This window comes from Halobellus inordinatus, assembly GCF_024464655.1.
Taxonomy (GTDB): Archaea; Halobacteriota; Halobacteria; order Halobacteriales; family Haloferacaceae; genus Haloquadratum; species Haloquadratum inordinatus.
In genome coordinates this window covers 1-25,543 of the sequence record NZ_JANHAV010000001.1, presented here as the reverse complement: position 1 = coordinate 25,543, position 25,543 = coordinate 1, and the positions used below count along the sequence as shown (strand labels likewise).

At 66.8% G+C, this 25,543-nt stretch carries 28 protein-coding genes, 1 tRNA gene and 1 pseudogene; 9 read left to right on the top strand and 21 right to left on the bottom strand.

The window, feature by feature from the left end; all coding sequences use genetic code 11:
• Positions 1 to 15 precede the first annotated feature (15 nt).
• Positions 16 to 309, bottom strand: a complete 294-nt coding sequence (locus tag NO347_RS00150) for a MarR family transcriptional regulator (protein ID WP_121569020.1) — start codon at positions 307 to 309, stop codon at positions 16 to 18.
• 219 nt (positions 310 to 528) lie between these two features.
• Entirely contained in the window at positions 529 to 3,417 is a 2,889-nt protein-coding gene (gene leuS, locus NO347_RS00145) for a leucine--tRNA ligase (protein WP_256287732.1), read from the bottom strand.
• 171 nt (positions 3,418 to 3,588) lie between these two features.
• On the opposite strand from leuS, the gene NO347_RS00140 reads away from it, so the two are divergent.
• The 4 genes from NO347_RS00140 to npdG all read left to right on the top strand — a co-directional run bounded on the left by NO347_RS00140 (position 3,589) and on the right by npdG (position 5,897).
• Complete coding sequence (locus NO347_RS00140; protein ID WP_256287731.1) at positions 3,589 to 4,455, top strand: TIGR01548 family HAD-type hydrolase; 867 nt, start codon at positions 3,589 to 3,591, stop codon at positions 4,453 to 4,455.
• 88 nt (positions 4,456 to 4,543) lie between these two features.
• Positions 4,544 to 4,921, top strand: a complete 378-nt coding sequence (locus NO347_RS00135) for a hypothetical protein (RefSeq protein ID WP_256287730.1) — start codon at positions 4,544 to 4,546, stop codon at positions 4,919 to 4,921.
• Entirely contained in the window at positions 4,918 to 5,133 is a 216-nt protein-coding gene (locus NO347_RS00130) for a hypothetical protein (RefSeq protein WP_256287729.1), read from the top strand. Before NO347_RS00135 ends, NO347_RS00130 begins: the two co-directional genes overlap by 4 nt.
• Before the next feature lie 95 nt (positions 5,134 to 5,228).
• Entirely contained in the window at positions 5,229 to 5,897 is a 669-nt protein-coding gene (gene npdG / locus NO347_RS00125; protein WP_256287728.1) for an NADPH-dependent F420 reductase, read from the top strand.
• Between the two features lie 27 nt (positions 5,898 to 5,924).
• Here npdG and hisE read toward each other — a convergent pair whose 3' ends face one another.
• The 14 genes from hisE to NO347_RS00055 form a co-directional block, all read right to left on the bottom strand.
• Positions 5,925 to 6,227 (bottom strand): phosphoribosyl-ATP diphosphatase, encoded by a 303-nt coding sequence (hisE, locus tag NO347_RS00120; protein WP_121569026.1) that lies wholly within the window; start codon positions 6,225 to 6,227, stop codon positions 5,925 to 5,927.
• A gap of 84 nt (positions 6,228 to 6,311) precedes the next feature.
• On the bottom strand, positions 6,312 to 8,177 hold the full coding sequence (locus NO347_RS00115) for a PINc/VapC family ATPase (protein WP_256287727.1): 1,866 nt from the start codon (positions 8,175 to 8,177) through the stop codon (positions 6,312 to 6,314).
• A gap of 84 nt (positions 8,178 to 8,261) precedes the next feature.
• Positions 8,262 to 9,965 carry a methyl-accepting chemotaxis protein gene (locus NO347_RS00110; protein WP_256287726.1) on the bottom strand — a complete coding sequence of 568 codons (1,704 nt, stop codon included), beginning with the start codon at positions 9,963 to 9,965 and terminating at the stop codon, positions 8,262 to 8,264.
• Between the two features lie 184 nt (positions 9,966 to 10,149).
• Positions 10,150 to 10,809 (bottom strand): non-canonical purine NTP pyrophosphatase, encoded by a 660-nt coding sequence (locus tag NO347_RS00105; protein ID WP_256287725.1) that lies wholly within the window; start codon positions 10,807 to 10,809, stop codon positions 10,150 to 10,152.
• A gap of 105 nt (positions 10,810 to 10,914) precedes the next feature.
• Positions 10,915 to 11,193, bottom strand: coding sequence for a DUF5808 domain-containing protein (locus NO347_RS00100; RefSeq protein ID WP_256287724.1), 279 nt, complete (start codon positions 11,191 to 11,193; stop codon positions 10,915 to 10,917).
• A gap of 105 nt (positions 11,194 to 11,298) precedes the next feature.
• Positions 11,299 to 12,894, bottom strand: coding sequence for a bifunctional N(6)-L-threonylcarbamoyladenine synthase/serine/threonine protein kinase (locus NO347_RS00095; RefSeq protein WP_256287723.1), 1,596 nt, complete (start codon positions 12,892 to 12,894; stop codon positions 11,299 to 11,301).
• Positions 12,895 to 12,920: 26 nt separating this feature from the next.
• Complete coding sequence (locus NO347_RS00090) at positions 12,921 to 13,235, bottom strand: 30S ribosomal protein S24e (protein ID WP_121569032.1); 315 nt, start codon at positions 13,233 to 13,235, stop codon at positions 12,921 to 12,923.
• A 189-nt stretch (positions 13,236 to 13,424) separates the two neighbouring features.
• Positions 13,425 to 13,958 carry a GTP-dependent dephospho-CoA kinase family protein gene (locus tag NO347_RS00085; RefSeq protein WP_256287722.1) on the bottom strand — a complete coding sequence of 178 codons (534 nt, stop codon included), beginning with the start codon at positions 13,956 to 13,958 and terminating at the stop codon, positions 13,425 to 13,427.
• A 4-nt stretch (positions 13,959 to 13,962) separates the two neighbouring features.
• Positions 13,963 to 14,160 carry a transcription elongation factor subunit Spt4 gene (gene spt4 / locus NO347_RS00080; protein ID WP_121569034.1) on the bottom strand — a complete coding sequence of 66 codons (198 nt, stop codon included), beginning with the start codon at positions 14,158 to 14,160 and terminating at the stop codon, positions 13,963 to 13,965.
• Complete coding sequence (locus tag NO347_RS00075; protein WP_121569035.1) at positions 14,161 to 14,739, bottom strand: DNA-directed RNA polymerase; 579 nt, start codon at positions 14,737 to 14,739, stop codon at positions 14,161 to 14,163. It lies immediately after the preceding gene.
• A 3-nt stretch (positions 14,740 to 14,742) separates the two neighbouring features.
• On the bottom strand, positions 14,743 to 15,150 hold the full coding sequence (locus tag NO347_RS00070) for a type II toxin-antitoxin system VapC family toxin (RefSeq protein ID WP_256287721.1): 408 nt from the start codon (positions 15,148 to 15,150) through the stop codon (positions 14,743 to 14,745).
• Between the two features lie 54 nt (positions 15,151 to 15,204).
• Positions 15,205 to 16,434 (bottom strand): translation initiation factor IF-2 subunit gamma, encoded by a 1,230-nt coding sequence (locus NO347_RS00065; protein WP_256287720.1) that lies wholly within the window; start codon positions 16,432 to 16,434, stop codon positions 15,205 to 15,207.
• Positions 16,435 to 16,634: 200 nt separating this feature from the next.
• Complete coding sequence (locus tag NO347_RS00060) at positions 16,635 to 18,143, bottom strand: ribonuclease FAU-1 family protein (RefSeq protein WP_256287719.1); 1,509 nt, start codon at positions 18,141 to 18,143, stop codon at positions 16,635 to 16,637.
• A gap of 22 nt (positions 18,144 to 18,165) precedes the next feature.
• Positions 18,166 to 18,540: a DUF7532 family protein gene (locus NO347_RS00055; protein ID WP_121569039.1), complete on the bottom strand. Its 375-nt coding sequence runs from the start codon at positions 18,538 to 18,540 to the stop codon at positions 18,166 to 18,168.
• Between the two features lie 124 nt (positions 18,541 to 18,664).
• Here NO347_RS00055 and NO347_RS00050 point away from each other — a divergent pair, with 124 nt between their 5' ends.
• Complete coding sequence (locus NO347_RS00050; RefSeq protein ID WP_256287718.1) at positions 18,665 to 19,669, top strand: PrsW family intramembrane metalloprotease; 1,005 nt, start codon at positions 18,665 to 18,667, stop codon at positions 19,667 to 19,669.
• A 16-nt stretch (positions 19,670 to 19,685) separates the two neighbouring features.
• Here the strand turns inward: NO347_RS00050 and NO347_RS00045 are convergent, their stop codons facing one another.
• Positions 19,686 to 20,309: a riboflavin synthase gene (locus tag NO347_RS00045; RefSeq protein WP_256287717.1), complete on the bottom strand. Its 624-nt coding sequence runs from the start codon at positions 20,307 to 20,309 to the stop codon at positions 19,686 to 19,688.
• Positions 20,310 to 20,588: 279 nt separating this feature from the next.
• On the opposite strand from NO347_RS00045, the gene NO347_RS00040 reads away from it, so the two are divergent.
• Positions 20,589 to 21,287: a DUF7114 family protein gene (locus tag NO347_RS00040; RefSeq protein ID WP_256287716.1), complete on the top strand. Its 699-nt coding sequence runs from the start codon at positions 20,589 to 20,591 to the stop codon at positions 21,285 to 21,287.
• 95 nt (positions 21,288 to 21,382) lie between these two features.
• A tRNA-Thr gene (locus NO347_RS00035) sits at positions 21,383 to 21,454 on the top strand.
• Positions 21,455 to 21,888: 434 nt separating this feature from the next.
• On the opposite strand, the gene NO347_RS00030 is transcribed toward NO347_RS00035, so the two are convergent.
• On the bottom strand, positions 21,889 to 22,512 hold the full coding sequence (locus NO347_RS00030) for a metal-dependent hydrolase (protein ID WP_256287715.1): 624 nt from the start codon (positions 22,510 to 22,512) through the stop codon (positions 21,889 to 21,891).
• Positions 22,513 to 22,631: 119 nt separating this feature from the next.
• Between NO347_RS00030 and NO347_RS00025 the strand changes: the two genes are divergently transcribed.
• Positions 22,632 to 23,249, top strand: a complete 618-nt coding sequence (locus tag NO347_RS00025) for a DUF2238 domain-containing protein (RefSeq protein ID WP_256287714.1) — start codon at positions 22,632 to 22,634, stop codon at positions 23,247 to 23,249.
• Positions 23,250 to 23,291: 42 nt separating this feature from the next.
• A complete protein-coding gene (locus NO347_RS00020) occupies positions 23,292 to 23,963 on the top strand; it encodes a potassium channel family protein (protein ID WP_256287713.1) in 672 nt (223 codons plus the stop codon).
• 306 nt (positions 23,964 to 24,269) lie between these two features.
• Here NO347_RS00020 and NO347_RS00015 read toward each other — a convergent pair whose 3' ends face one another.
• The 3 genes and pseudogenes from NO347_RS00015 to NO347_RS00005 form a co-directional block, all read right to left on the bottom strand.
• Entirely contained in the window at positions 24,270 to 24,689 is a 420-nt protein-coding gene (locus NO347_RS00015; RefSeq protein WP_256287712.1) for a YeeE/YedE family protein, read from the bottom strand.
• Entirely contained in the window at positions 24,686 to 25,243 is a 558-nt protein-coding gene (locus NO347_RS00010) for a YeeE/YedE family protein (protein WP_256287711.1), read from the bottom strand. The genes NO347_RS00015 and NO347_RS00010 overlap by 4 nt, the downstream gene beginning before the upstream one ends.
• 41 nt (positions 25,244 to 25,284) lie before the next feature.
• Positions 25,285 to 25,543: pseudogene (locus tag NO347_RS00005) on the bottom strand (MBL fold metallo-hydrolase); the annotation flags it as partial.

The window sequence follows — 25,543 nt, the reverse complement described above, 5'->3', positions numbered from 1 at the left end:
CCCAAACGGGAGCGGTTACTCCGCGCAGCAGGCTTCCGCTTCGTCGCCGTCGCCCTCGGCGGGGTGGGTCTCCGGTGCGTCGTCGGTGAGCTGATAGAGATTCTGTCGCGCGTCGGCGAAGTAGACGTCCTCGTCGACGACGTCGATTCCCTCGAGTCGCTCGAGTGCGTAGCGGACCGTCCGGGCCGAGAGCATCGATTCCTGGACGATTCCTTTCTGGGTTAGCGGGCCGTTGTACTCGAGTACTTTGAAGACCAACTTCGCGCTCGGAGGGAGGTCGTCGAGACTCTCCTCTTCTGCCTCTGCCATTGTTACAATTCGAGCAGTCGAACGGTCATAAACCTTCGCGAGTCGGGACGGAGAGAACGGCCAGATTACGGTGCTACAGCAGGTTACGCCCGTGTAATCACTTGGACTGTCACGGCGACGGCAGCGACGATTGATACTGTCGGACGGAACGATGTGAAAATCAGCGGCACCCCGTGGGTGCCAACATGATTCACGAACTTCTGTCCGACAGTATGAACCCTACTCGGCTTCGAGTTCGATCGCGGGCCGGAACGGGACCGCCTGCTTGCGCGCTTCGACGTCTTCGCCTTCCTTCTGGACGACGATCTCGGCGTCGAACTCCCGGCCGAGGAAGTCGGCCGCGCGCTCGTAGGCGTCCTGTTCGTCGAGACCGGCGAGCGCGTCGAGTTCGTCGTCGTCGCGACCGCGGGCGAACTCGATCAGTTCACCGACGAGGTCGTTGACGGCGTTGCCGCGCTCGCGGAGATCGGGGTCCTGCATCACTTCGCCCATCACTGCGCCCTGGTCCGCACCGAGGTCGGCGACCGTGCCGAACACGTCGTGCTTCCAGTCGGCCGCGACGGTGACGCGAATGCGGTCGGGGTCCGCCTCGGGAACGTCCTCGTCGGCGTTCTGCAGGGACTGGCGGATGCCCTGGATGTCGTCGACGAGCCGTTCGATCTGCGTTTCCGCGGCCTCGATGCCGCGGTCGAGCAGGTCGTCGTCGACTTCGGGCCACGGCGCGTCCTCCGCAGGCGTGCCCGTCAACTGTTCGTGGAGTTCGTTCGTCAGGAACGGCACGAACGGCGCGAGCAGGCGCAGTCGCGTCTCCAGGACCTCCCGAAGCGTCCAGCGCGCCGCGGGGCGCGAGCGATCCGTCCGGCGGCGGTACCAGCGCAGGTCCTCCTCGAAGTCGTAGAAGGCGGCCTGACTCGCAGTCCGGGTCTCGGAGCCTTCCATCGCCTCAGTGACCGTAGCGACGGTCCGCTGGAGGCGCGACAGCAGCCAGCGGTCCGCCGTCGCCAGATCGGGGCGTTCCTCGGGGCCGGGGTCGTCGACGACGTCCTGGGCGCGGTTCCAGAAGCGCTCCAGTTGCGTCTGCACGGACTCGACCTGTTCGGCGCGCCAGTCGTAGTCCTGCCACGGCTCCGCGGAGTTGAGCAGGAAGAAGCGCACCGTGTCCGCGCCGTACTCGTCGATCGCCGCACCGGGGAGGACGACGTGCCCCTTCGAGGACGACATCTTCTCGCCTTCGAGCAGACCCATCCCCATAATGACGATGCCCGCGGGCCACTGGGCCTCGCCGAACAGTTCGGCGTGGTGGAACAGATAGAACGTCAGGTGATTCGAGATAAGGTCGTTCGCCGAGAAGCGGTAGGTGACGGGGTACCAGTAGAGCCACTCCGCACGCAGTTCCAGCGCGCGCTCGTCGGGGTCCTCAACCGCGTCGGCACCGTAGAACAGCGCGTCGAAGAACTCCCGATCGAGGTCTTCGACGGGGATCTCGTCCAGCCGGTGGGCGATCGTGTAGTACGCCATATAGATCGTCGAGTCCGACAGCGGTTCGATGACGAACTCGTCGTCCCACGGCAGGCGCGTGCCCAGCCCGTAGTTCCGGATGCAGGGCCACTCGTTCAGCCAGTCGATCGTGTGATCGTACTCGCCGCGGGTGTTCTCCGGGATCGCCTCCATCCGCGAAACCACGTCGTGGGCTTTCTGCTTCCACGCCTCGTCGTTGTAGCGCAGGAACCACGTGTCCTGCTCGGCGACGACGACGTCGCCGCCGCAGCGGCAGACGACCTCCTCGGAGAACTCCTGCATCGTGCCGAACGCGCCCTCGTCGCGGTAGGCGTCCCTGAATCGGCCGCGGACGTCTTCGACGATCTCGCCCGCAAACTCCCCGTACTCGTCGTTCAGGCGGCCGCTGTGGAACTCGCTGTTGTACAGCTCCTTCGTGGCCTCTTCGAGTGCAGGGTCAGCGCTGGACTCGATGCCGGCCTCCTCGACGGCGGTCTTCGCTGGGATGTCGCCGTAGCCCTCGATCGAGAGGATCGGAACCGGTTCGATCTCCTCGACCTCGTCGGGATCGATGCCGTACTCGCGTAGCCGCTCGTCGTCGGCTTTCGCCTCCTGCAGGGCGACGTAGTCGTCCGGCGAGTGTGCCGGCACCGACATCACGACCCCGGTGGCGTTCTCGGCGTCGACGAAGTCCGCAGGTAGGACGACGACCTCCTCGCCCGTGATGGGGTTCGTGACGCGCTCGCCGACCAGGTGCTCGCCGGCGACGGTGCGTTTCGGCGTGACGTCGTGGCCCTGCAGTTGTAGTTTCTCGACGGCGGGCGCGGAGACGAACCACTCCTCGCCGTCGACGTCGGCGATCACGTAGTCGGCGTCGGGGTCGATGTAAGCGTTCGTGACTCCGCGGACGGTCTCGGGGCGGAGCGTCGCCATCGGGACGACGGTGTCGCCGTGGCCGAACCGGACGAGCGTGTACTCCTGGAACTCGGCCTCCTCGCCTTCCAGTAAGTCGTGCGTCGTGACCGGCTGTTTCTCGTTTGTGCAGTACTTGACGGGGTGTAGCCCCTTCTCCAGGAGGCCGCGGTCCCGCAGCGTCTCGTACTGCCAGGTGATAAACTGCGAGTAGCGGTCGTCGTTGGTGGTGAACTCCCGCCGCCAGTCGATCGAGAGCCCGAGGTTCTTCATCCCCTTCTTGTAGTGCTGCTCGATGAAGTGGCGGGCGTAGCCCATCGGCGTCTCCAGGTCCGCGAGCGTGTCTTCGGAGACGTTGTAGGTGTCGCGGAGAACCGACAGTTGCTCTTCTTCGCCCTTCTTCAGGCGCTCGACCGCGCCGATGATCGGCGTGCCGGTGACGTGCCAGGCGATCGGGAACAGGACGTTGTCGCCCTGCTGGCGTCGATACCGGGCGTAGACGTCGGGGACGGTGTACGTCCGGGCGTGGCCGATGTGCATCCCGCCGCTGGGGTACGGATACGGGACGGTAATGAACGTCGCGTCCTCCTCGGCGGCGGTGTCGGGGTCGTCGGCACCGACGGGGTCGGCCTCGTAGCGACCCTCCTCGGCCCACCGCTCGCGCCACCGCGCTTCGAGTTCCTGCGGGTCGTAGTCCATATCTCCTCTCTGGCGACCCCACGGTAAAATATCTCCTAACTCGATGCCGAGGGCGTGGGCTGTGTCCGCCATTCGCGTTCGATCGACAGCGACGAGCGCTCGCGTCCTGGTCGACACCTGCGAGCGCGTGGAAGGGACAACGCTAAGGCCGCCGCCCGGCCGCCTACGAGTATGCACGCAGACGCGGTCGTCCTCGACATCGACGGCGTGCTCCTCGACGTGGCCGACTCGTATCGTCGCGCTATCGTGGAATCCGTCGAGCGCCTGTACGACCGGACGATCGACCGCGACGACGTTCAGTTGTTCAAGGACGCCGGCGGCTTCAACAACGACTGGGACGTGACCTACGCGGCGGCGCTGTACGTCCTCGTCGACGAGCGCGAGCCGATCGGACTCTCGGCGTTCACCGACCGGATCGAAGCCCAGGGCGGCGGTCTCGACGCCGCCGAAGCGGTCGCGAGCGCTCATCTCGACGCCGACGCGCTCGCAGCCGTCCGCGACGAGTGGAACCGCAAGGGACTCCGCGAGGCGTTCCAGGCGCTGTATCTCGGCGCGGACCTGTATCGAGAGCTAGAGGGCGGCGAGCCGCCGTTCGAGACCGCGGGATACATCCACGACGAGCCGATCATCCTCGAACCCGAGACGATCGACCGACTGCGACAGCACGCCGACGTGGGCGTCCTCACGGGACGGCCGGCGGCGGAGGCCGAGATCGCGCTCGACCGCGTCGGACTCTCGGTTCCCGACGAGCACCGCTTCACGATGGACGACTGGGAGGAGGGCAAGCCGCACCCCCACGCGCTCGTGACGCTCGCAGAGCGCTTCGACGCCGACAGCGTCGCCTTCGCCGGCGACACCCTCGACGACGTGAAGACCGCGGTCAACGCCGCCGAGAGCGATCCCGAGCGGGAGTACTACGGTATCGGCGTCCTGACTGGCGGACTGGCCGGCGAATCGGGGCGACGGGCGTACGAGGCCGCCGGCGCGGCCGCCGTCGTCGGCTCCGTGAACGACCTCCCGGCGCTGCTCTTCGAGTAGGTCCGGCGGCGGCGGCAGCGCGCCTCGGCAGGTGCGCTACGAGCACCCAACGAGCACGCTTTTTGCGTCCCCGTCTAACCCTCACGCGATGGACGCGCTTCGCATCGAACGACTCGCCTGGGCCGGCATCTTCGCCGCGGTCGTCGCCGTCGTCGTGACGACCGTCCTCGCGCCCGACCCGACCGGCCTCCTGCCGCTCGGCGTCGCCCTCGGCACCTTCGTCGTCGTCGCCCCGCTGGCCGCCTGGTTCGCACTCGATTCGATCTCGCCGGAGGCGGAAGCGGGCGATCAGACCGTCCAGTATCTCGTCTTCTTCGGCGTCGCGCTCGGCGGTCGTCTCGCACTCGGTGCGCTCGGCGTCGGCGGCCCGGTCGGCGGCCTCGTCCCGCTCGCAGTCGGCTGGCTGGTCGCGACCCAGGCGAAAGGACTGAATCCGCGGCGCTGGACCGGAGGGTCGAGAGCGTGAGCGACGTCCGCTCGAACTTCCTCCGGTTCGCCGCAGTGGTGATCGCTGTCGACGTCCTCGGACTCGGCGTGTGGCGACTGCTGCCCCCGGAGACCTCGATCCGAACGGGTCTGCTTCTCGGGACGCTGATCGTCGCTCCCCTCGTGGGGTTCCTCGTCGTGTACCTCCCGATGGCGACAGCGGCACAGGAGAGAGCGAACGACTGGGAGTGAGCGAGACGGCCTGCGACACCGCGACACAGGGGCGAACACCGGCAGCCATCCCCGGTCACGCAACCCTTTACCCGACCGCCTCCTCACGGCCACCTATGCGAATCGCACTTCTCGGCGGTACCGGCGACGTCGGCGAGGGCCTCGCGCTCCGCTGGGCCTACCACACGGACCACGACGTCGTAATCGGCTCTCGGGACCCCGACGCCGCACACGACGCCGCCGCCGCGTATCAGGAGACCGTTGCAGAACACGGCCGCGAGACGAAGATCACGGGCTTCGAGAACGCGATGGCGGCCGATCGGGCTGACGTCGTCGTCCTCAGCGTCCCGCCGTACCACGTCGCGGACACGGTCGACGCCGTCGCCGACAGCCTCGATGCGGACGACGTGCTGGTCACCCCCGCCGCGGGGATGCAGCGAGACGAGGACGGCTTCCACTACCACCCACCGGGCGCGGGCAGCGTGACCGCACTCGTCGCCGACGCCGCCCCCGAGGACGTGCCCGTCGTCGGCGCGTTCCACAACCTCGCGGCCGGGCGCCTCGCGAACCTCGACGCCGACCTCGGCATCGACACGCTCCTCGTGGGCGAGGACGAGGGCGCGAAAGACACCGTCGCCGGAATCGCAGAGGACATCGACGGCCTCCGCGCGCTCGACGCCGGCGGCATCGCGAACGCCGCAGAGGTCGAGTCGCTGACGCCGCTGTTGATCAACGTCGCCCAGAACAACGACGGCCTGCACGACCTAGGCGTTTCGTTCCGATAGCGTTCTTTTCCCGGTCTGCGGTCCGCCTCAGAACCGATCGCGGAGTTCCGTTCGGAGATCGTCGAGCGTGACGTCCTCCATCGCGAGCACGACGAGCAGGTGATAGACGAGGTCGGCGCTCTCGGCCAGCAGTTCCTCCTCGTTTTCGTCTTTCGCGGCGAGAATCGTCTCGGTGGCCTCCTCGCCGATCTTCTCTAAGACGGCGTTTTTCCCCTTCTCGTGGGTGAAAAGCGACGTCGTGTAGGAGCCCTCGGGTAGCGTCTCCTTGCGGTCCTCGATCGTCGCGAACAGTTCGTCGAGCACCTCCGCCGGCGGCGTGTCCGATTCCATACCCGAGAGTACACCGGTCGGGGGAAGAATCGTCCGATTCAGCGAGGGCCGGCGCGACTGAGCGGATCCGACGAACGCCGTGAATCAGGCCGGGTGGACCGTGATCCGCTGTTTCCGGTCGATCGCCTGTTCGAGTTCGTCCGCGATGGCGCTGCCGCGGGAGACCTGGATGTCGCCGCCGCGACCGACCGTCGCGGTGAAGAGGTACTCCCCGTCGGCGCGGATCTCGACGGTCTCGCCGACGTGTTCGTCCATCCGGACGACGACGTGCCGGGAGGTGACTTCGGGCGTGACGACGATGCCCTCGGAGGACTGGGCGCCGCCGCCTGCACCCCCGGAGCCGCCGGCGCTTCCACTCGCGCCGCCGCGACCCGGTTTCTCGTCGTGCGTCCGAACGTCGATCTCGATGCCGAGGCGGTCTTCGACGTCGGAGATACGGCCGCCGCCCTTGCCGATCACGTAGGAGATGTCGTCCTCTTCGACGTAGACGACCGCCTTGTTCTGGCCCTTGAGTTCGACGTCGACGTGCCCGCGGGCGATCGAGCGGATCTCGCGTTCGATCTCCTGGCGGGCGAGGCGACCGACGCCGCTCTCCTCGCTCTCTCCGTCGCCGGTGAGCGGGACGGTGATGACCTGCCGGTTGAACGTGTAGATCTCGTACTCGGGCTTTCCGGTCTCGAAGTTCGTGACCTGGATGACCGGGCGTGCGAGGTCCTCCGCGGTGAGTCCTTCGGGGACTTTCACCTCCGTCTTGACGTCGTAGACGGTGTCGACGCGCCCGTCTTCGATGTAGACGACGGTGTCTACGACCTGCGGGATCATCCCGAGTTCGACGCGGCCGACGAGACGCTGGAGCGCGTCGATGGCGCGCGTGGCGTGGACGACGCCGACCATCCCGACGCCTGCGAGGCGCATATCCGCGAAGACGCCGAAGTCCTTCGTCTTCCGCACCTCGTCGTAGATCGTGTAGTCCGGGCGGACGAGGAGGAGCGAATCGGCCGTCTTCTCCATGTCGCCGCCGAGCGCGGTGTACTGGGTGATGTCCGGACCGACCTGGAGGTCGCGGGGCTTCTCCATCGTCTTGACCGCGTAGTCGCTCTCGGTGAGGAACTCCGCGACGGCCTGCGCGAACGTCGACTTCCCGGCTCCGGGAGACCCGGAGATGAGGACGCCGCGCTGGCGCTCTTTCAGCCGATCCCGGAGTTCGTCGGCGAACTCGTAGTCATCCAGGTCGGTCTTGACGATCGGCCGGACGGCGGTGATCTCGATGCCGTCGGCGAAGGGCGGGCGCGCGACCGCGATGCGGTAGTCGCGGAACTGCACGATGCTCATCCCCGGTTCGGAGAGTTCGAGAAAGCCCTCGGAACTGGTGCGGGCCGTCTCCTCGATGTCGTCGGCCCACTCTTTCATCTGCGCCTCGTCGGAGACCTCGTCGTCGATCGTCTGGTAGTGCATCTCGCCGATGGCGCCGCGCTTGGCTTTCGGCTTCGTCCCGGTCTTGAGGTGGACCGACATCGTCTGGTCGTCGAAGAACTCCTCGATGACGAGTTCGCCGGAACCGCGGACGCGCGGTTCGACGTACTCGACGTCGATCCCTTTCGCCTTCGCGACCTCCGACTGGACGACGTCGCTCGTGAGAAGCGTCGCCTGCTCCTCTTCTGCGATGTCGCGGATGAGCGCGTCGATGTCGCCCTCGTGTGCGCCGGTGGCCTCGCTGGGTTTCGTCCGGCGGCCGACGTACCGGACGTCGACGTCGCCCGCGTCGGCGAGTTCCGCGAGGCGCTGGAGCTCTTCGAGGCCCGCCCAGCCCGTGTCGAGGCCGTCGTTGGCCTGGGATTCGAGTTCTCCGACGACGGCTTCGGGGACCAGAACCGTGACCTCGCCGTCCGACTCGACTCGCTCGGACACGCGACCGTCGATGACCGCGCTCGTGTCCGGCACTATCTTCATATCTCCGGATTCGATCGGCGGACAAATAAGGGTATAGACTGCTGGCGGACCAATCAGCGGCGAGACAAAACGAGGTGGTCGAAGTCAGTCGTCAGAGGCCGCGCTAGCGGCGGGGCCTCCGGCATCCACGGAGCCGTCGGCGTCGCTGACAGGTTGCTCCGTCCACTCGAACCCTTCGTCGCGGTGTTCCTCGAGGATCTCGAAGGAGTCGACGAGGTCGTCGAGGTTGTTCGCGCGTTCGCAGAGCTGATCTGCCTGCGTTTCGAGTTCGGTGAGCGACTCGGACTGCTGGGTCGCGTCCTCGACGGCCGCGGCGGTCTGTGCGGTCGTCTCCTCGGAGATGTTCGCGACCTCGTCGACGCGGGCGGCGACGTCCTGCGAGGAGTCCGCCTGCTGGTCGGTCGCGTTGCTCACTTCACGGATGCTCGCGTCGATTCCCTCGACGTCGTCGACGATCGACTCGAACTCCTCGATGGCCTCCGCGACGGTCTCGACGCTGGATTTCACCTGCTGGTCGGTCTCGTGAACGGTCGCGAGCGTCTCCTCGGAGCGCTCGGTGACGTCTTCGATGAGCGTCGAGACCTCGTCGGCGGACTCGCGGGTCTCCTCGGCCAGCGATTTGACCTCCTCGGCGACGACGCCGAAGCCGTCACCGGCGGAGCCGGCGTGGGCCGCCTCGATCGAGGCGTTGATCGCGAGCAGATCGGTCTGGGAGCCGACCGAGTCGATGAACTCGGCGATCTCGTCGATCTCCTCGATGTGTGCCGCTAGTTCCTCCATCGCTGCCGCCGTCTCTTCGATCCGGGCCTCGGCGGCGTCGAGTTCTTCCATCGCCGTCGTGGCGACGTCGCGGCCGGCGCGTCCGCGTTCGGCGGCGCGCTCTGCGGTCCCCGCGACCTCGTCCGCAGAAGCGGCGATCTCCTCGACGGTCGCCGAGAGCGTCGAGAGTTCCGAGGCGACCGTCTGGAGGTGTTCGGTCTGTTCGTCGGCGCCGGCTTCGATCTCGTCGACCGCGGCCGCGACGGCCTCGCTCGCTTCGGTCGCACGCCGGACGTGCGTTTGAGCGTCCGAACTCATCTCTGCGACCTGGTCGGCGAACGTCTGGACGTCGCCGAGCGTCGCCGAGAGCGTCCGGAGGAACTCGTTGTACGAGCGGGCGACTTCGCCGTAGCGGTCGTCCTCAGCGGCGAGTTCCTCGGCGGGCATCAGCGCCGTGAGGTCGCCCTCGCGGGCGCGCTCGGTCGCCTCGCCGAAGGCGTCGACCAACTGCTGGAGCGCCCGCGTGTGCGTCGTGAGGTCTGAGGCCATCCGGCCGAGCGAGTCGCCGAACTCGCCCGGAAGTCGTTCCTCGAGCACCGGGTCGTCGAACTCTCGATCCGCCATCGCCGTCGCCTGCGCGGACACGAGTTGGAGGTGCTCGTGCATATCTCCGAAGTCTTCGACCAGTTGGGCGACCTCGTCGTCGCCGTCGGTCGTCGGTGGCGACGTCGAGAGATCACCGGCCGCGACGGCGGACGCGGACCTCGAGAGCTGGTCGATCGGCGTGACGACGTCGCGCCGGACGATCAGGACCGTATTGAGGAACGCGACGACCGCGCCGACGAGGAGCAGCGCCGACAAGAGCGTCTGCGTCTCCCCGCTGGCAATCCACGGAAGCGCCGCCTGTGCGACCGAGATCGCGAACTGGATCCCGACCGCGACGTGCACCTTCCGGGCGACCGAGCGGGAGACGCCGAGGACGTCCATCGTCCCCCACAGGAGCCGTTCGTACGGTTCGAGCAGATACATACCCTACCGTCTCTGGACGCATCCCATAAGCCTATCATTGCGTTCTCATCAGATGAAAACAGAATTTGCCGAGAGATAGCTGTCTAAATCAACGTTTGCCTCTCGCTATCAGATTCGATACGTGGCGTGGACAGCTGCCTCGAACAGAATCGGTCAGCCGGCGACAGCCGAGACAGCGGCGGCGTCAGGGCGCGCGGCCTTCGAACCACTCGGCGAACTTCGCGAAGGCGCGGCCGCGGTGTGAGACGGCGTTCTTCTCGTCGGCGGTCATCTCTGCGAACGTCGTCCCGTCGTGTTCGAAGATCGGATCGTAGCCGAAGCCGCCCTCACCGCGCGGTTCGACGATCCGGCCGCGGACGGAGCCACGGAACAGTTTCACGGGGAGTGCGTCGGCGTCCGCTGCGGCGTCGCCATTGCCGTCTTCGTCGACAGATGCCGCCCCAGCGGCCGCGGCGGCGCTGCGGTCCGCGCGGTCGACGGGGTCGGGCGACGCCGCGAAGTCGTCGCCGTCGCAGTACGCCAGCACGCACTGGAAGGAAGCCCGGCGCGGGGCGTCGATCTCGGTAGCGACGAGTCGCTGGACGGCGTCGATACCGAGCGTCTCCTCAACGTACGAGGAGTACGGACCGGGGAAACCCTCGAACCCTTCGACGAACAAGCCGGCGTCGTCGACAAGTACCGGCTCGCCCACGTAGCGGTACGCTTCCCGGGCGCCGCGGGCCGCGATGGGGCCGAGATCCGAAGCCTGGACCTCGGTGTAGTCGTAGTTCAGTTGCTCGACGCCGTCGAGATACTCGCGGGCCTCGCGCACCTTGCCCGCGTTGGTAGTGACGTATCGGAGCATTCGCTCCGAGGTCGGGTGGGTCGGGAGAAAGCGTCGTCGGTTCCGCGTCGCGTCCGTCCGCTGCGGTGCGACGACGCGGCGACGGCGGCGTCGAAAGTGGAACGGTCAGTCGACGATGACTTCGACCGGGCCGCCCTCGTCCTCGTCGGCTTCCTCGGCGTCGCTGCGGGACTTCTGCTCCTGCCAGAGCAGTCCGCCGACGACGACGAGTGCGACCCACGAGCGCCAGTTCGCGAGGTTGAGCGTGTAGCCGATGCCGAACGGCTTCTTCACGAGCATTCCCTTGCCGGGCCGCCAGTACGACGACAGCATCCGGCCGAGCGAGGGGCGCTCGAAGTTGTACGGGATCCCGAGAATCTCACCCTGTTTCGGTTTGTCTACCATACGACAGCATACGCCGGGCTCTAATAAATCGTTTTGGCATCGTGTTGCCGCGTTGGGCGATTTCCGCTTCGCGCCTCGAGGGCGGTCGACCCGCCATCGAGGCCGTTACTGATACCGGCCGCGTCCTTCGATCGCTCGAAGCCGGGTACGGACCTCTGCGTCGCCCGCAGCGGCGTAGCCCGCCTCGAAGGCGTCGAGCAGGGGTGCGGACTCGGCCGCCGTCCCCGCGACGCTCTGTTTGAACACGTGGAGATCCATCGCGTGATCCTCGACGTGCCCGGTGTGGTAGCCGAGACCGAAATCGACGAGGTACGTCCGCTCCTCGCCGACGCGGACGTTTCGGGTCGTAGGATCGCCGTGGACGAAGCCCGCGTCGTGGATCGCCGCGAGGTGGCGGCCGACGGCGCGGCACCGATCGACCGTGAGCGCCGCCGCGAGGTCGTCGTGGCCGACGTACTCGAAGACGAGCGTGCCGTCCTGCGGGTCGATGTCGTACACGACTGGCGTCGGGACGCCGACGCGGCGGGCAGCGCTGGTCAGGCGCGCCTCCGCGCGGGTCCGCTCGGCACGGAGACGTTCGTCGAGCGCCGGGTGGCGGTACGCTTTGGGTACGCGGCGTTTGATCACCCGGTCGTCCTCGAAGGTGACTGTCGCCTCCGCGCCGCGGATCGTCCCCGACGCGCTGGGGTCTCTGACGACCGACTCCTCCTCGCCGCGCCACGTGACGGGCACCTCGTCGGGTCGGAAGTTGGGGTCGACGGAGGAATCGGCGACGTCGAGGGTGTCGCCGGCGGCATACATCTTCGCGCCGAGCACCGCGATCATCCCCGCGTTGTCCCGCAGGAACCGCGGTTCCGGCGCGTAGAAGTCCGCGCCGCGCTGTTCGCACATCGACGCGAGCATCGCTCTGAGCCGCGCATTCTGCCCGACGCCGCCGCCGAGGACGAGTTCGTCCGTCCCCGTCAGCGACAGCGCCCGCTCTGCGACCTCCGTCAGCATCCCGAAGATCGTCTCCTGGAGGCCGGCGCAGACGTCTTCGACCGGGACGCCGTCGTCGACGGCGTCTTTCGCCGCGGACATAATGCCCGAAAACGAGAAATCCATCCCCTTGACGACGTACGGGAGGTCGTAGTAGTCGCCGTCTTTCGCCCGCTGTTCGACCTTCGGCCCGCCGGGATGGGACCAATCGAGATGGCGCGTGAATTTGTCGATGGCGTTGCCGACGCCGGTGTCCATCGTCTCGCCGAGGATGCGGTACCGGCCGTTGTGATAGCCGAGCAAGTGTGCGTTCGCCCCCGAAGCGTTCAGACAGACCGGCGAGTCGAAGCCGGACTGGTGCCGACCGATCTCCAGGTGGGCGACCATATGGTTGACGCCGACCAGCGGGACCGAGAGCGTCTGGGCGAGGGCACGCGCCGCAGTCCCGACGATGCGGAGACACGGGCCGAGACCGGGTCCGCGGGAGAACGCCACGGCGTCGACGTCGAGACCGTCGCCACCGGCGGTTTCGGCGGCCTGATCGAGAACCGTCGCGACGACGTCGGGGATGGCCGTGCCCATATGTTCGGCCGCCTCGCGCGGATGAATACCGCCGCTGTCGGGCTGGTAGGGATCGGATTCGATGACGACCTCGTCGGTCTCGGTGTCGTAGAGCGCGGCGCTAGCGGCCCACGCGGTTCCTTCGATTCCGACGATTCGCATCGAAAAAAGTACTCGTTAGGACCGAATCAGGCTTCTTCGGCTTCCGCTTCGCCGCCTTCCTCGGCCTCGATCTTGTTCCGGTCGAGCATATAATCCTGCTCGATGTCGCGGGCGAAATCCGGGGAGTCGTAGACCTTCGCGTAGCCGACGGTCTTTCGCATCCCGAACTTCGTATCGAGTTCGTGGACGACGACCTCGTCGGAATCCTTGTTGAGTTTCGCCGCGAGACTGTCGCGAACGGAGAGTCGAGACGGCGTCGCATCCTCGTGAACGATCTCGAACCGGACGTCGGACCGATGCAACATCGGGTTCTCGTCCTCGGAGATAATGTCGATTTCCATGGTTCAGTTGTTCTACCATCCATCCGAAAGGAGTAAAAGGATTTCGAAGGGGTAGAGCGGTGAGAAAATCGGTCGAGAGGCCGTTTTCACGACGCGTTTCCGATCCCGTGCCGGAATTGGCAATCGGAGTCAGTAGCTCAGACCACCGGCTGTTGTCATCGCCGCGACAGTCACGGCGTCGGAGTCGGGTCAGTCCTCGACGCCGAGCGTCGCCAGCGCGGCGTCGACGTCGCCTTCCATCCGCTCGAACAGCGAGCGCATCTCGGCTTTCGCGTCGGCCGTCACCTCGACGCGGACCATCCCCTCTCCGGGCTGGCCGTAGACGACTGTCGCGCCCGTCGGGGCGGCGAGAACGGCTGGAAGCGCCGCGAGGTCCTCCTCACCGTCGACGACGATTGTGATGGGGGCGTCGGCGTCGAGGGCGTCGACGAGCGCAACGAGCAGGTCTTCGGAGATGACGCCGGGGGCGTTTTCGACCGCCCGACGGTGCTCGGGGTCCGAGAGCGCGTCGCTGATCTCCTCGTCGACCGCCTCGCGTTCAGTCCGGCCATCGACGAGCGCGACGGCGGGGATATGGCCGGCCTGCCGGAGGTGGTAGGTGACGACGTCGCCGACGGCGATCACCGGGCGTCCGGCGTCAGCCAGCAACGCCTCGGCGTCCTCGTAGACGGGGCCGAACGGCTCTTTGAACGCGCCACGCAGCTCCGCTGGCAGGGTGAGCATCCGTTCAGCGGACCTTCAGCGCGTAGCCGCCCGGTTCCCTGACGTTCATCTCCTCGGCGATCTCCGATTGCTCGGGATGCGTGATGACGACGTAGCCCGCCCAGTCCTCGGTGAGGCTGCTGGATCCGCAGTTTTCACACGCCTGCGCGTCGGCGTGGTTGATGTAGTGGCACTCCCGGCAGGCGAGACGGGACTCCGCCATCTACGTTCCCTCCGCCTCGGTCGTGGCGGTGTTGGCCTGTCGGTCGGCTTCGAGCCACCCGTGCTTGCCGAGACCGGGCTGTTTCGCGGTGAGGCCGATCTTCGAGTCGCGCGGGTTGCGCTCGTCGATGCTCTTCGTGACGACCCGCACGCGGACGGAGTCGCCGACGCTGAGCGTCCGGTTCGATTCGGTGGACGCGAGCTGCTGGTTCTCGCCGTCGTAGGCGAGATACTCGTCGGAGATCTGCGAGACGTGGAGTAGCCCGTCGACCGGCCCGATGCCGACGAAGGCGCCGAACTCGACGACCTCGACGACCTCGCCGTCGACGACCTCCTGCATCGAGGGATCGAAGGTGATCGCGTCGAACTCCGCCTCGTAGTAGACGCCGGCGCGGCCGGGGAGTACCGTCCCCTCGCCGATGTCGTGGACGTCGATGACGCTGACGACGCTGCCGACGTCTTCGTCCATCCGTCCTTCGAGTTTGTCCTGCAGGAGCCGCTTGACCCGCTGTGGCGTCACGTCCGCGAGGTGCGCTGGCGGCACCTCGACTGTGTCTTTGAGTCGTACCCGTTTGTACATACGTTATGGTTCTGTTATTTCCAATGTGTTTCGGCCCCTTAAACCGATTACGCGAATTCCGCGTTCGAGCAATCGGTCCCGGAGCGGCCTGTCGTTCGTGAGGACGTAATCGCCCTCGGCTTCCGCCAGTTCGACCACTGCGTCGTCGGCGTACGATTCGCCGGTCTCGACGATGCGACACCGCGAGACGAGGTCCCGACCGACGCTCGCGGCCGTCGCCTCGGCGCCGTTGCCCGACTCGCTGAGCTTCTCCAGCTCGGTGACGACCGATCTGGTGGTGACCAGATCCGCGTCCGCGCCGACGAGGCGGTCGAGCTCGTCGAAGATCCGGACGTCGAGTTCGACCGGCATCATCAGCGCGTTCGTGTCGAGTATTACCGTCGTCATCGTCTCGTGGGGTCCCGGCGTCATCTCGTGGCTCTCCGCGTCAGTTCGTCGTCCGGCGCGCGGCGTCGCTCGCGGTGATCACTGCAGCGTTCCGATTCCGATGAGTCGCCAGCGAGCGCCGACGCGGCGGTTGATGGCGATCTTCGAGCCGGATTCGGCGCAGACGGGGCGCTTCAGCGCCACCTCGGCCTCGCCGGAGCGAGCGCTCGTGACCGAGCCGACGGTCGTCGCGGTCCCGACGGTGAGCATCAGCGGTTCGCCGGTCGAGATCTCCTCGACGCTGCCCTCGTCCTCGCCGACGATCCGGTCGAGCAGTTCGACGTCCATCGTGAACTTCTCGCGCGTCGGCGGTAGCGTCCCGGGCTCGCCCGCGACCTGGCCGGCCAGTGCGTCGCCCTTCGTGAGGCTCGGGTCGAGTCCGGTCCCGATGCCGCAGAGACCGCCGGGGCGGACCTCCTCGACGGAGCGGCCGCCGGCCTGCAGCGAGCGAATCTCGGTCGTGATCGGCTGCCACTCCGAGGAGCCGCCCTCCTCGACCTCGCGGCCGGGGCGCAGTTCGAGTTCCTCGCCCGTGGCGAGTTTGCCCTGCACGACCGACCCGCCGACGACGCCGCCGGAGAGGTCCTCCCAGGTCGTGCCCGGGCGGTTGATGTCGAACGAGCGCGCGGCGAAGAGCCGCGGGGACTCCGTCTCGTCGCGCTCGGGAGTCGGGATCTCCCGCTCGATGGCGTCGATGAGGAGGTCGATGTTCACTTCCTGTTGCGCGCTGACGGGGACGATCGGCGCGTCCTCGGCGACGGTGCCGGAGACGAACTCCTTGATCTGCTCGTAGGACTCGACCGCGCGCTCGCGGTCGACGAGGTCGATCTTGTTCTGTGCGATGACGATGTTCTCGATCCCGATGATGTCGAGCGCCATCAGGTGCTCTTCGGTCTGGGCCTGCGGGACGTCCTCGGTCGCGCTCACGACGAGCACGGCCCCGTCCATAATGGCCGCGCCCGAGAGCATCGTCGCCATCAGCGTCTCGTGGCCCGGCGCGTCGACGAACGAGACCGTTCTGAGTACCTCTGTCTCCTCGCCGTCTGGGCCGGTCTCGTCGACCGTGTAGCACTCCGGCGCGTCGACGCCGGGAATCTGCCGGAACGTGGCGTCAGCGTACCCAAGTCGGATGGAGATGCCGCGCTTCATCTCCTCGGAGTGCTGGTCCGTCCACGATCCGGACAGCGCCTGCACGAGCGTCGTCTTCCCGTGGTCGACGTGACCGACGAGCCCGATGTTCACCTCCGGTTGTTGTGTTTGTTGTGTCACCATTGACCTCCTAGAGAGTAATCTTGGGAGCAATTCGCCGCGAGCGACTGATAAAGTTGCTGTTCTCTACTCGCTGTGAGAGCATAAATCGTCCGTGAACGGGGAGAAACGGCCGTCAGAGGGGTCGATCGTGTGATGTGGAACCGAACCAATGGGTCGGCATCCACCCGCGACGACCGGGGTAGCATCCGCGCGCCAGTTCAATCCGAGAGCGCGCGTTCCAGACTCGTCGCTACCGACCGCGCTTTCTCCGCGGCCGCGTCCGGGACCAGCCCCGCGTCGACCGCCGCGTCGAGTTCGTCGTCGTCGACGCGCTCGACCGTGCCGTCGGGGTGTTTCACGACGTCGACGTGGAGGTCGACGTACCGGATCTCGTCGGGGAAGCACTCGACGGGCGTACAGACGTTGACGTAGGTGCCTTTCGCGTCGCCGTCGGCGCTCCGGTAGACGGTCGGGTACCACCAGCGGCCCTCGCGGAATTTCGTCAGCGCGGTGTCGCCGTCCTCGCGCGTCGTTCCGAGCGCGTCGTAGGTGCCGCCGCCCGAGAGCGTCCGCGTCACGGCGATCGTCCCGTCTGCGTCCCAGTCGGTGACTTCGCCCCGGCCGAGCGAGAACGCCCGGCCATCGGGTTTCCCGTGCTCGATCTCGACGAAGTCACCCTCGACGGGGCCGAACTGCCGGGTCACGACCTCGAACGGGAACTCGCTTCCCTCACCGGGGCCGCACAGCGCCTCCGCGAGATCGACGCCGGCGCTGGCGGATTCGCTCGCGGCCTTCGTCCGGTGGTGGCCCGGCATCGTCGCGGCGACCGCGCGGCGGGCGCCGTCGAGCGCGAAGCGCGACTCGCGGCCGAACCACAGCCAGCGGCCGGTTGTCGGCGCGGCGTGGAGGCCGACCTCCGTTCCGTCGGACTGGGACGGCTCGTCGAGCGCCGCGGTGAGTGCGTCCGTCCGGTCGACGGCGCGTTCGAGTGCGGCTTCGAGCGCGTCCATATCGGCGCGGGTGGCGGCGTGGGACCACTCGATGCCCCAGCCGTCGGGTATCTCGACCGAGAGGAACTCGGTCATCCCGGCGAGTTCGCGCCCGGCGGCGTCGTCGCGGGTGTCGACCGTGACGCCGTCGCGGCCGCGAACGAGCGACGCGAGGCCGCCGTCGGCCCGGATCTCGGTGCCGAGTTGCGCGCGGTGGTCGACCCACGGCGGCGCGCTCTCGCGGACCTGCACGCGGACGGTGTCACCCTCGTCGACGTACTCGTCGGTGTCGCTGTACGGGAGGAATCCCTCGGCGTCTCCGAGATCACAGATCGCACCGGAACCGAGCGTGTCCGTGACGCGGGCGTCGAAGACCGCGCCCGGCGGCGTCGGATCGTCCCACGCGAACGTGTCGCGGCCGACCGCCCGGAGTTCGCCGTCGACGGTCGCGACGGCGTCGGCGTCGCCGTGGACACCCACTCCTTGCCGGTCGCTCGTCGTCGCGACCGTCACCTCGTGGCTCGCGTCGTCGAAGTCGGCGTCGAACCGCTCGCGGATCGGCTCGGAGGCCTGGACGACCGCGTGGCCCGCGTCGAGGAGCAGATGCGTGACGGCGGTGGTGTAGATGCCGCGGACGCGGACGTTCGCCACGTCGGTGGCATCGTTGGCGGCCGCGTCGGCAGTGGCATCGTTGGCGGCCGCGTCGGCACGCTCGCCCCCGTGCTCGTCGTCGCTCATCGGCGCAGATCCTCCGGCCGGCTCATCGCAACGCGTCCTCGTCGTGGGCGAACCGGACGCGGTCGTGGACGGTCGGACCGAGCGAGAGCTCGACGACCTCCTCGGAGAGAATACGCCCGTCCTCGACCGGGACGCCCCAGGTGTCGAAGCGGAGGTACCCGCGGAGGTCGCTCCCGTGCGTGAAGAGGTCGAGGAACTCGACGTCGTGTTCGTGGATGTCGTCGGTGCTGTGTGCCTTCTCCATATCGGAGTAGACGACGTCGCACTCGAAGAACTCGCGGAGGTCGGCGGCGTCGCGCTCGACGGCCGCCGAGACGAGCTGTGACGCCTCGCGGATGTCCTCGCGAGAGAGTCCGACGTCCTGTAGCGCAGCCTGTGTCCGCTGGTCGAAGTGCATCGGTACGCGTCGCTAGGAGCGGGCGGGTTTTGAATCCAGCCTGTCGGCCGCGCAGGTGAGTGAGACTCGCTGTGAGCTGCCAGGGGCCGAAGACCTTAGGTAGCGGGGTGTGAAGCCGCCGTCGATGACGAGGCGACGGGATCCGGTCGAGGAGGCGTCCGACGGCTCGCAGGACCTCTACGACGTCGCGACGTGGGAGGAGCGAACGCTGGTCGACAGAGCCGCAGCGCTGATCTGGCGGGTCGTCGCCGGATCCGCCCGCCTCGCCGTGGTGTTGTTCGCGTTTCTCCTTCTGCTCGGGATCGGCGGGTTCGCGGCCTTGACCGATCCGCAGACGGGGCTGCTCACGGTCCTCTCGGCGATCCCCGCGATCGGACTGGCGGCGTACGTCTACTCGACGGACGTGACCTCCAGCGAGCCGCTGTCGCTCCTGGTCGCGACGTTCCTCCTCGGCGTGTTGACGGCGAACTTCGCCGCCGTGCTCAACACCGTCCTCCAGCCGTACTTCCGCGTCCTCGGATTCTTGGGTTCGGCGCTGTTCTTCTTCCTCGTCGTCGGGCCGGTCGAAGAGACCGTGAAGCTCCTGGCCGTGCGGCTGTACGCCTACACCGACGCCCGCTTCGACGCCGTCCTCGACGGGACGGTCTACGGCGCGATGGCCGGCCTCGGCTTCGCCGTCATCGAGAACGCGCTCTACATCACTCGCCAACTCCCGAATCAGGGCCTCGACCTCGGGCTCGGGCTCATCGGCGCCGGTGGCGGGATCACCGCCGTCCGGGCGCTCGCGGGACCGGGACACGTGATCTACTCGGCGATCGCCGGCTACTACCTCGGGCTCGCGAAGTTCAACCCCGGCAAGCGCGGCCCGATCGTCGTCAAGGGAATCTTACTCGCGTCGTTCGTCCACGCGACGTACAACACGACCGTCGGAATCGGCACAGCGGCTATCTCGATCGCGACCGGCTTCACGGGGCTGGCGCCGTACCTGGTCTACGTCATCATTTACGACGGCATCTTCGGGCTGTTTCTGCTGCGGAAGATCCGGCGGTATCGGGACAGCTACAAGCGGGCGCACGCGCCGAAAACGACCGAGTCGGACTTCGACTCTGAGTTGACCGAATTCGAGTAGGGAAATCCGAACGGCGTCAGTCGTCGCTGAGGGCGTCGGCGTACCCAGACACCATCTGTTCGACGTACTTCGCGACCACGTCGACCTCGACGTGGATCGGATCGCCGACCGACTTCTCCGAGAGCGTCGTCAACTCGTACGTCGTCGGGATGATCGCGACGCCGAAGCGCTCGGGACCGCGCTCGGCGACGGTGAGGCTGATACCGTCGAGTGCGATCGACCCCTTCGCGACGACGTAGCGCGCGATCGATTCTGGAAGGTCGAACTCGAACACCCAGTCGTCGCCGACGCGCTCGATACCCGTGACTTCGGTCGTCGTGTCGACGTGACCCTGTACGAGGTGGCCGTCGAAGCGGCCGTCGGCGGCGAGGGCGCGTTCGAGGTTCACGCGATCGCCCGCCGCGACCGTTCCCAGATAGGTCTTTGCGACGGTCTCTGCGGCGAGAAACACCTCGAACTGGGCGGGATCGGTCTGGAACGCTTCGACGGTCAGACAGACGCCGCTGACGGCGATCGACTGGCCGTGGTGGAGATCCGAGTACTCGGCCCCCTCGTCCGGTTCGATGCGGATGCGGCGGCCGCCCTCGTCGTCGGTTGCCTCGACGACGGTGCCCGTCGTCTCGACGATGCCGGTGAACATACTGCTCTGTTGGGTTCAGTTCCGAAAAGCGTCTCGGAACGGTGGTGCGGTCGACGTCGAGGCCGACTACCGGCAGTAACTGTGGCGAGCGTTCCGCGCCGCAAATCCGGGTGCCGGCCCGGGGTTCAAACGACCGACCTAAGAGATACCATACCATCAGGCGTTGAGCCGTCTCGCGACCGTGCAGACGACCGGCGGGCGGCACCGTCCATCCCGGCGCCGCCAGCGGATCGGTGGGTTTCCAAAGGTCTTTGCCGTTCCCGCCGCTAGGAGTGGTCGATGGACGACGCCGTGCGGGTCCGTGACGCCGCGCACGAGGCGGTCGACGACATCGAGCCCGACCGACTCCGCGAGGTGCTGTTCGATCGCCTCTCTGTTGCGCCGATGACGCCAGCCGTCCTGGCGCTGGTGAGCGCTCGCGCACCCGAAACCGGAGTAGACACCGATACCGATGGGCTCGCAGAGCGCGCCGCCGGCGTGCAGTTGATCTACGAGGGGCTACGGCTCACACGGTCGCTCGCACACGACGAGCCCTGGACGCTGACCGACGAGAGCGACGTCAGCGGCGACATCGACGCCGACCTCGACGTGCTCGCCGCAGACGTGCTCGTCTCGCGTGGGTTCTACCTGCTGGCCCGGACCGACGCCGCAGACCGCGCGGTCGACGTCGTCCGCGCCTTCGGGCGGGATCAGACGCTCAGACGTGGCGAAGGCGCCGACGCCGACGCCTTAGACCGGAACCTCGAAGCCGACGTCTTCGCGCTCGCCGTCGTCGTCGGGATGACGGCCGTCGGGGAGACGCCCTCGCCCGCCGTACTCGAATACGCCTCGGAGTTGGGTCGCGAGTGCGACCGCGGTGGACGGCTCCAGTCGGCCGACGCCGCATTCTCGGAGTCGACGACCGAGCGCATCGCGTCGCTGTCGACCGTCGGCGGCGGTTCGGACGACCGCGTACCCTCTTCTGCGACCGACTCCTGACGCCCGAAGTCCGACCTGTCGCGTGAGTTCGTATCGCACACGTCACCGCCGGGAATCGAAACGCCTAAAGACGAATCCGCGCTACGGAGAAACGCGCCTGGGTAGCTTAGCGGTAAAGCGCGTCCTTGGTAAGGACGAGACCCCGGGTTCAAATCCCGGCCTAGGCTTCGTCGTATTTTCGCGCTGTTCGAGTCTGTAGCCGTCGCGTCCGGCAGCGACCGTGAATTGCGAGCGCGTGCGCTCCGTACTCGTCGCTGTCGAGTGAATAGCCTCCGACAAAACGAGTCGAGTTGACCGACCGATCACGCGCTCGTCGCCCGTTCGCACTTTACACACAGCGCGCTCTCGTCTTCCTTCGGTACCACGGTCCCGCAGCGGGGACACCGAAACCGGGTGTGCGTGTACTCGGTATGGGATTCGATCGGCGTTAGTCCACTTTTCGAGGACATACTCCCGTAAACAACACACTACCTCAAAATACTTCTGGACATACACATACATACTCCTAATATCGGTTGGGGACGGAGCGAACAGGAGCGGTCGCGTTTCGAATAACCGAAAGTAATTGCCGAAAAAGTGGACGGAACAGATCGAGAGCGAATTACTGGAAGTCCTCGACGAACCGGGCCGGGAGCCGGTCGACGAAGTGCGGAGGGAGCGCTTCGACGGCGATCTGGGCGACGGTCACCATCGGCTTACGCAGGAGGACGTACACTGCAGAGATACCGACAGCGACGAAGACGGCGGTCTCGACGACGCCGTCGAAGGCGTACACCGCCGGGACCGCGAACACGGCGGCGGCCAGCAGGTCCTCGGGCGCGCCGTCGTAGCGGATCCAGCGCCGCGGACGGATCCAGCGGCCGTGGTAGTGGCTGTAGACCGCCCGTTCGGAGGTCCCGAGCCACGGTTTCAGCTCCAGTCCGCCGCCGAGAGCGTCCATCCCCGAGTGCAGCGCCGCTGCAGCGAGGAACAGCGCGGCAGCGACGGTGAGCGTCGTGGGAACGGCGACAGCGACGGCTCCGGCGACGGCTGCCGCGGCCGTGAAGTACACCGGGAAGTGCAGCGTCCGACGGTGACCCGCATAGAGGTCGAAGTCGGGGAACAGCCCACCGAGGGCGGCGGCAGCGATGGGGATCGACGAGGTTCCAGCGGCGCTCCCAGGGAAGAGCACGCCGACGAGAACGGCGAGCACGACGCCTGCGAGCGCGTGCGTGGTAGCCATCATCATCGGTGCATAGGGCGATGAGCCCTAAGACCGTTGCGTGTATCTCGATACCATATCTGTTGGTGCAGGCAGGTCAGAATACCTGCCGGGCTTTTTACTACGGAACGTCTAAGAGGGGTATGTGGCTGCCATCCCGTTCGGAGGCGGCGAGACAGGCAGCCAGCGGAATGCGGATGAGCGTCGCCATCATCCTCGGATACGGCATCGCGACGCGGAACCTCAGCGTCATCATCAACGCCGTCGTCGCACTTGCGGTCACGTACCTCCCAGCGCTGTTAGAGCGCGACTGGGACGTTCGCCTCTCCCCGGAACTGACGTTCGTCGTGACGCTCGCCGTGTCGTTGCACACGCTGGGAATGGTCGGTCTCTACGAGGAGGTCTGGTGGTACGACCACCTGACGCACACGCTCTCGGCGATGCTCGTCGCGGCCGTGGGCTACGCTGCGACGCGGGCGATCGACCTCCACTCCGAGGAGGTCTCGTTCCCGCCGCGGTTTCTCTCGTTGTTCTTGCTGCTGTTCACGCTCGCACTCGGCGTGTTCTGGGAAGTGCTGGAGTTCGCGGCACGACAGGCCACAGCGACGCTCGGGATCGAGGCCGTCCTCGTCCAGTACGGACTCGAAGATACGATCCTCGATCTCGTCTTCGATACCGTCGGCGCGATCCTCGTCGCGCTGTTCGGAACCGAACGCCTCACCGAACTGACCGAACAGCTCCGGGAGCGGCTCGCGGTGTGACCGGGTCTACGCTTTTGTACTCCGAGTGTGTTACGTTGTCATATGACGTTCATTATCGTTGGGTACGGACGAGTGGGCGCGCGGACGGCCCGGATTCTCCACGAGGAGGGCCACCCGGTCGTAGTCGTCGAGAACGACCCCGACAAGGCCGACCGGGCCCGCGAGTCCGGATTCGAGGTCGTCGAGGGCGACGGCAGCAACGAGTCGGTGTTGAAGCGCGCTGGCGTCGAGAACGCGGTCGCGCTCGGCGGTCTCACCGGCGACCCGAACACGAACTTCGCCGCCTGTATGATCGGCAAGCAGTTCGGGTGCCGGGTGGCGATGCGGATCAGCGAGGACTACAGAGAGGAGATCTACGAGCGGTACGCCGAAGACGTCGACGAGGTCATCTACCCGGAACGCCTCGGTGCGGCCGGCGCGAAGACGGCGCTACTCGGCGGGAGCTTCAACGCCATCGGCGAACTGACCGAGCAGTTGCGGCTGACGACGGTGACGATTCCCGAGGACGCGCCGGTGGTCGGACAGAAAGTCAACGACGTCGACCTCGACGACTTCGGCCGCGTCTACGCACACGGCCGCGACCGGGAGCCGATGACGATTCCGCTCCCGGGGACGGTCATCGAGCCCGGTGACCAGTTGGCGCTCGTAGTCGAGGAGGACGGCCTCGAACGGATGAAATCGGCGCTTCTCGGACCGGACAGCGCAACTGCGTAGTCGACACTCGAAACCGAGAACTGTATGCGTCGTCGCGGGGGACGACGACGCCGTGTACCGGGGTGCAACGTCCGCGTGTTGGGCGCGCGGTGGGAGGATGGGAACTGATTTGGCCGTCAGTGCGCGCCCAACCGTGTGCTCTTTCGTACCACACTTAAAACCGCGTCAGACGGCAGGCAGACTTGTGGCGTCTGACGCCCGAATGCGGCGACAGAGTCGTCATACTCACTCCGCTGGATCTCGGATCGTAGAACGGCAGTTTCGACGCGACTTCGGGGCCGCGCGAACGCGGAAGAACAGCGCGTCTTAGCTGCGCGCGTAGCCCTGGATGTACGCACCGATGAACATCCCGGCGAGCGCCCAGAGGATCGTGACGTTACCGACGCCGAGGCTGGCGTAGGCCGCGCCCGGGCAGATACCGGACAGTCCCCAGCCGACGCCGAAGACCGCGCCGCCGATCAAGACGTTCTTGTCGAACGGCTTCAGCCGGCGCTCGTACCGACTCCCGGTGAGCGGCGCGCTGTCGCGGATCCGAGGCATCGCCCAGAAGGCGATTCCCGAGACGATCGCCGCGCCGAACATCACGAACGGCAGTCCGAGGTCGTCGAACTGGAGGAAGTTCAGCACGACTTCCGGCCGCGCCATATGGCTGAACCCGAGCCCGAAGCCGAAGATCAGCCCGCCGACGAGGATCAGCGGGATGAACAGCGGATGACGGTCGCTCATGGGCTCACCCCCAGCGCAGCGACGACCTGCGCCGTTATGATCGCGACGAGGAGGAACGTTCCCACGCCGGCAAGTGACGTCTTCGACGCCGAGCCGACGCCACAGACGCCGTGACCCGACGTACAGCCCTTACCGATTCGGGTCCCGATCCCGACGAAGATCCCGCCGACGAACAGCCGCCACGGCTGGACATCTGTCGTCCAGAGCGTGATGCCGGCGAATTCGTACAGTGTCCCGGTCGATCCGGGCTCGTAGAGCGATGTCGAGATGAGCCCGGACTGAACTGTCGCGGCGAATGCCAGCGCGCCGAGGATGATGCCCAGCGTGAAGACGACGCGCCAGTTCCGCGAGGAGACGTACTGCCGGAACCGCGATTGGCCCGAGAAGTACGACAGCGTCGACTCGAGGAACGTACTCGCGCCGGCCGGGATGCCGGTGCCGATGTAGATGACGACCACGCCGAGGCCGACGAGGAATCCCCCGACGGCGTAGCGGCTGATCCCGTTCGGGAACAGCTCGGCGGCCATCTGTAGTGGAAGTGGATCTGTTACCATTTCGTATATTTTAGAGTCGTATTGATTTAGGGTCGTCTGTCTCAGTCGTCGGCGAGCGATTCCTGGCTGGCGGCGCAGTTGTTGGGGCCGAGTTCCAGCGAGAAGGCTTCCTCGTCGTCGGCCACGTTCTGCCCGAGGTTCGTCGCGATGATGTCCTCGTAGTTCGCCGGCCGCGGCGGCATATCCGCCAGGATGAGCTCGACGAACGCGTCTTCGGCCATCGACAGCGCGTCCATCCGCTCTTTCAGGTCGCCGATCGGTGCCGTGTACGTGCCGTCCTCGGCGGGCACTGCGGCATCA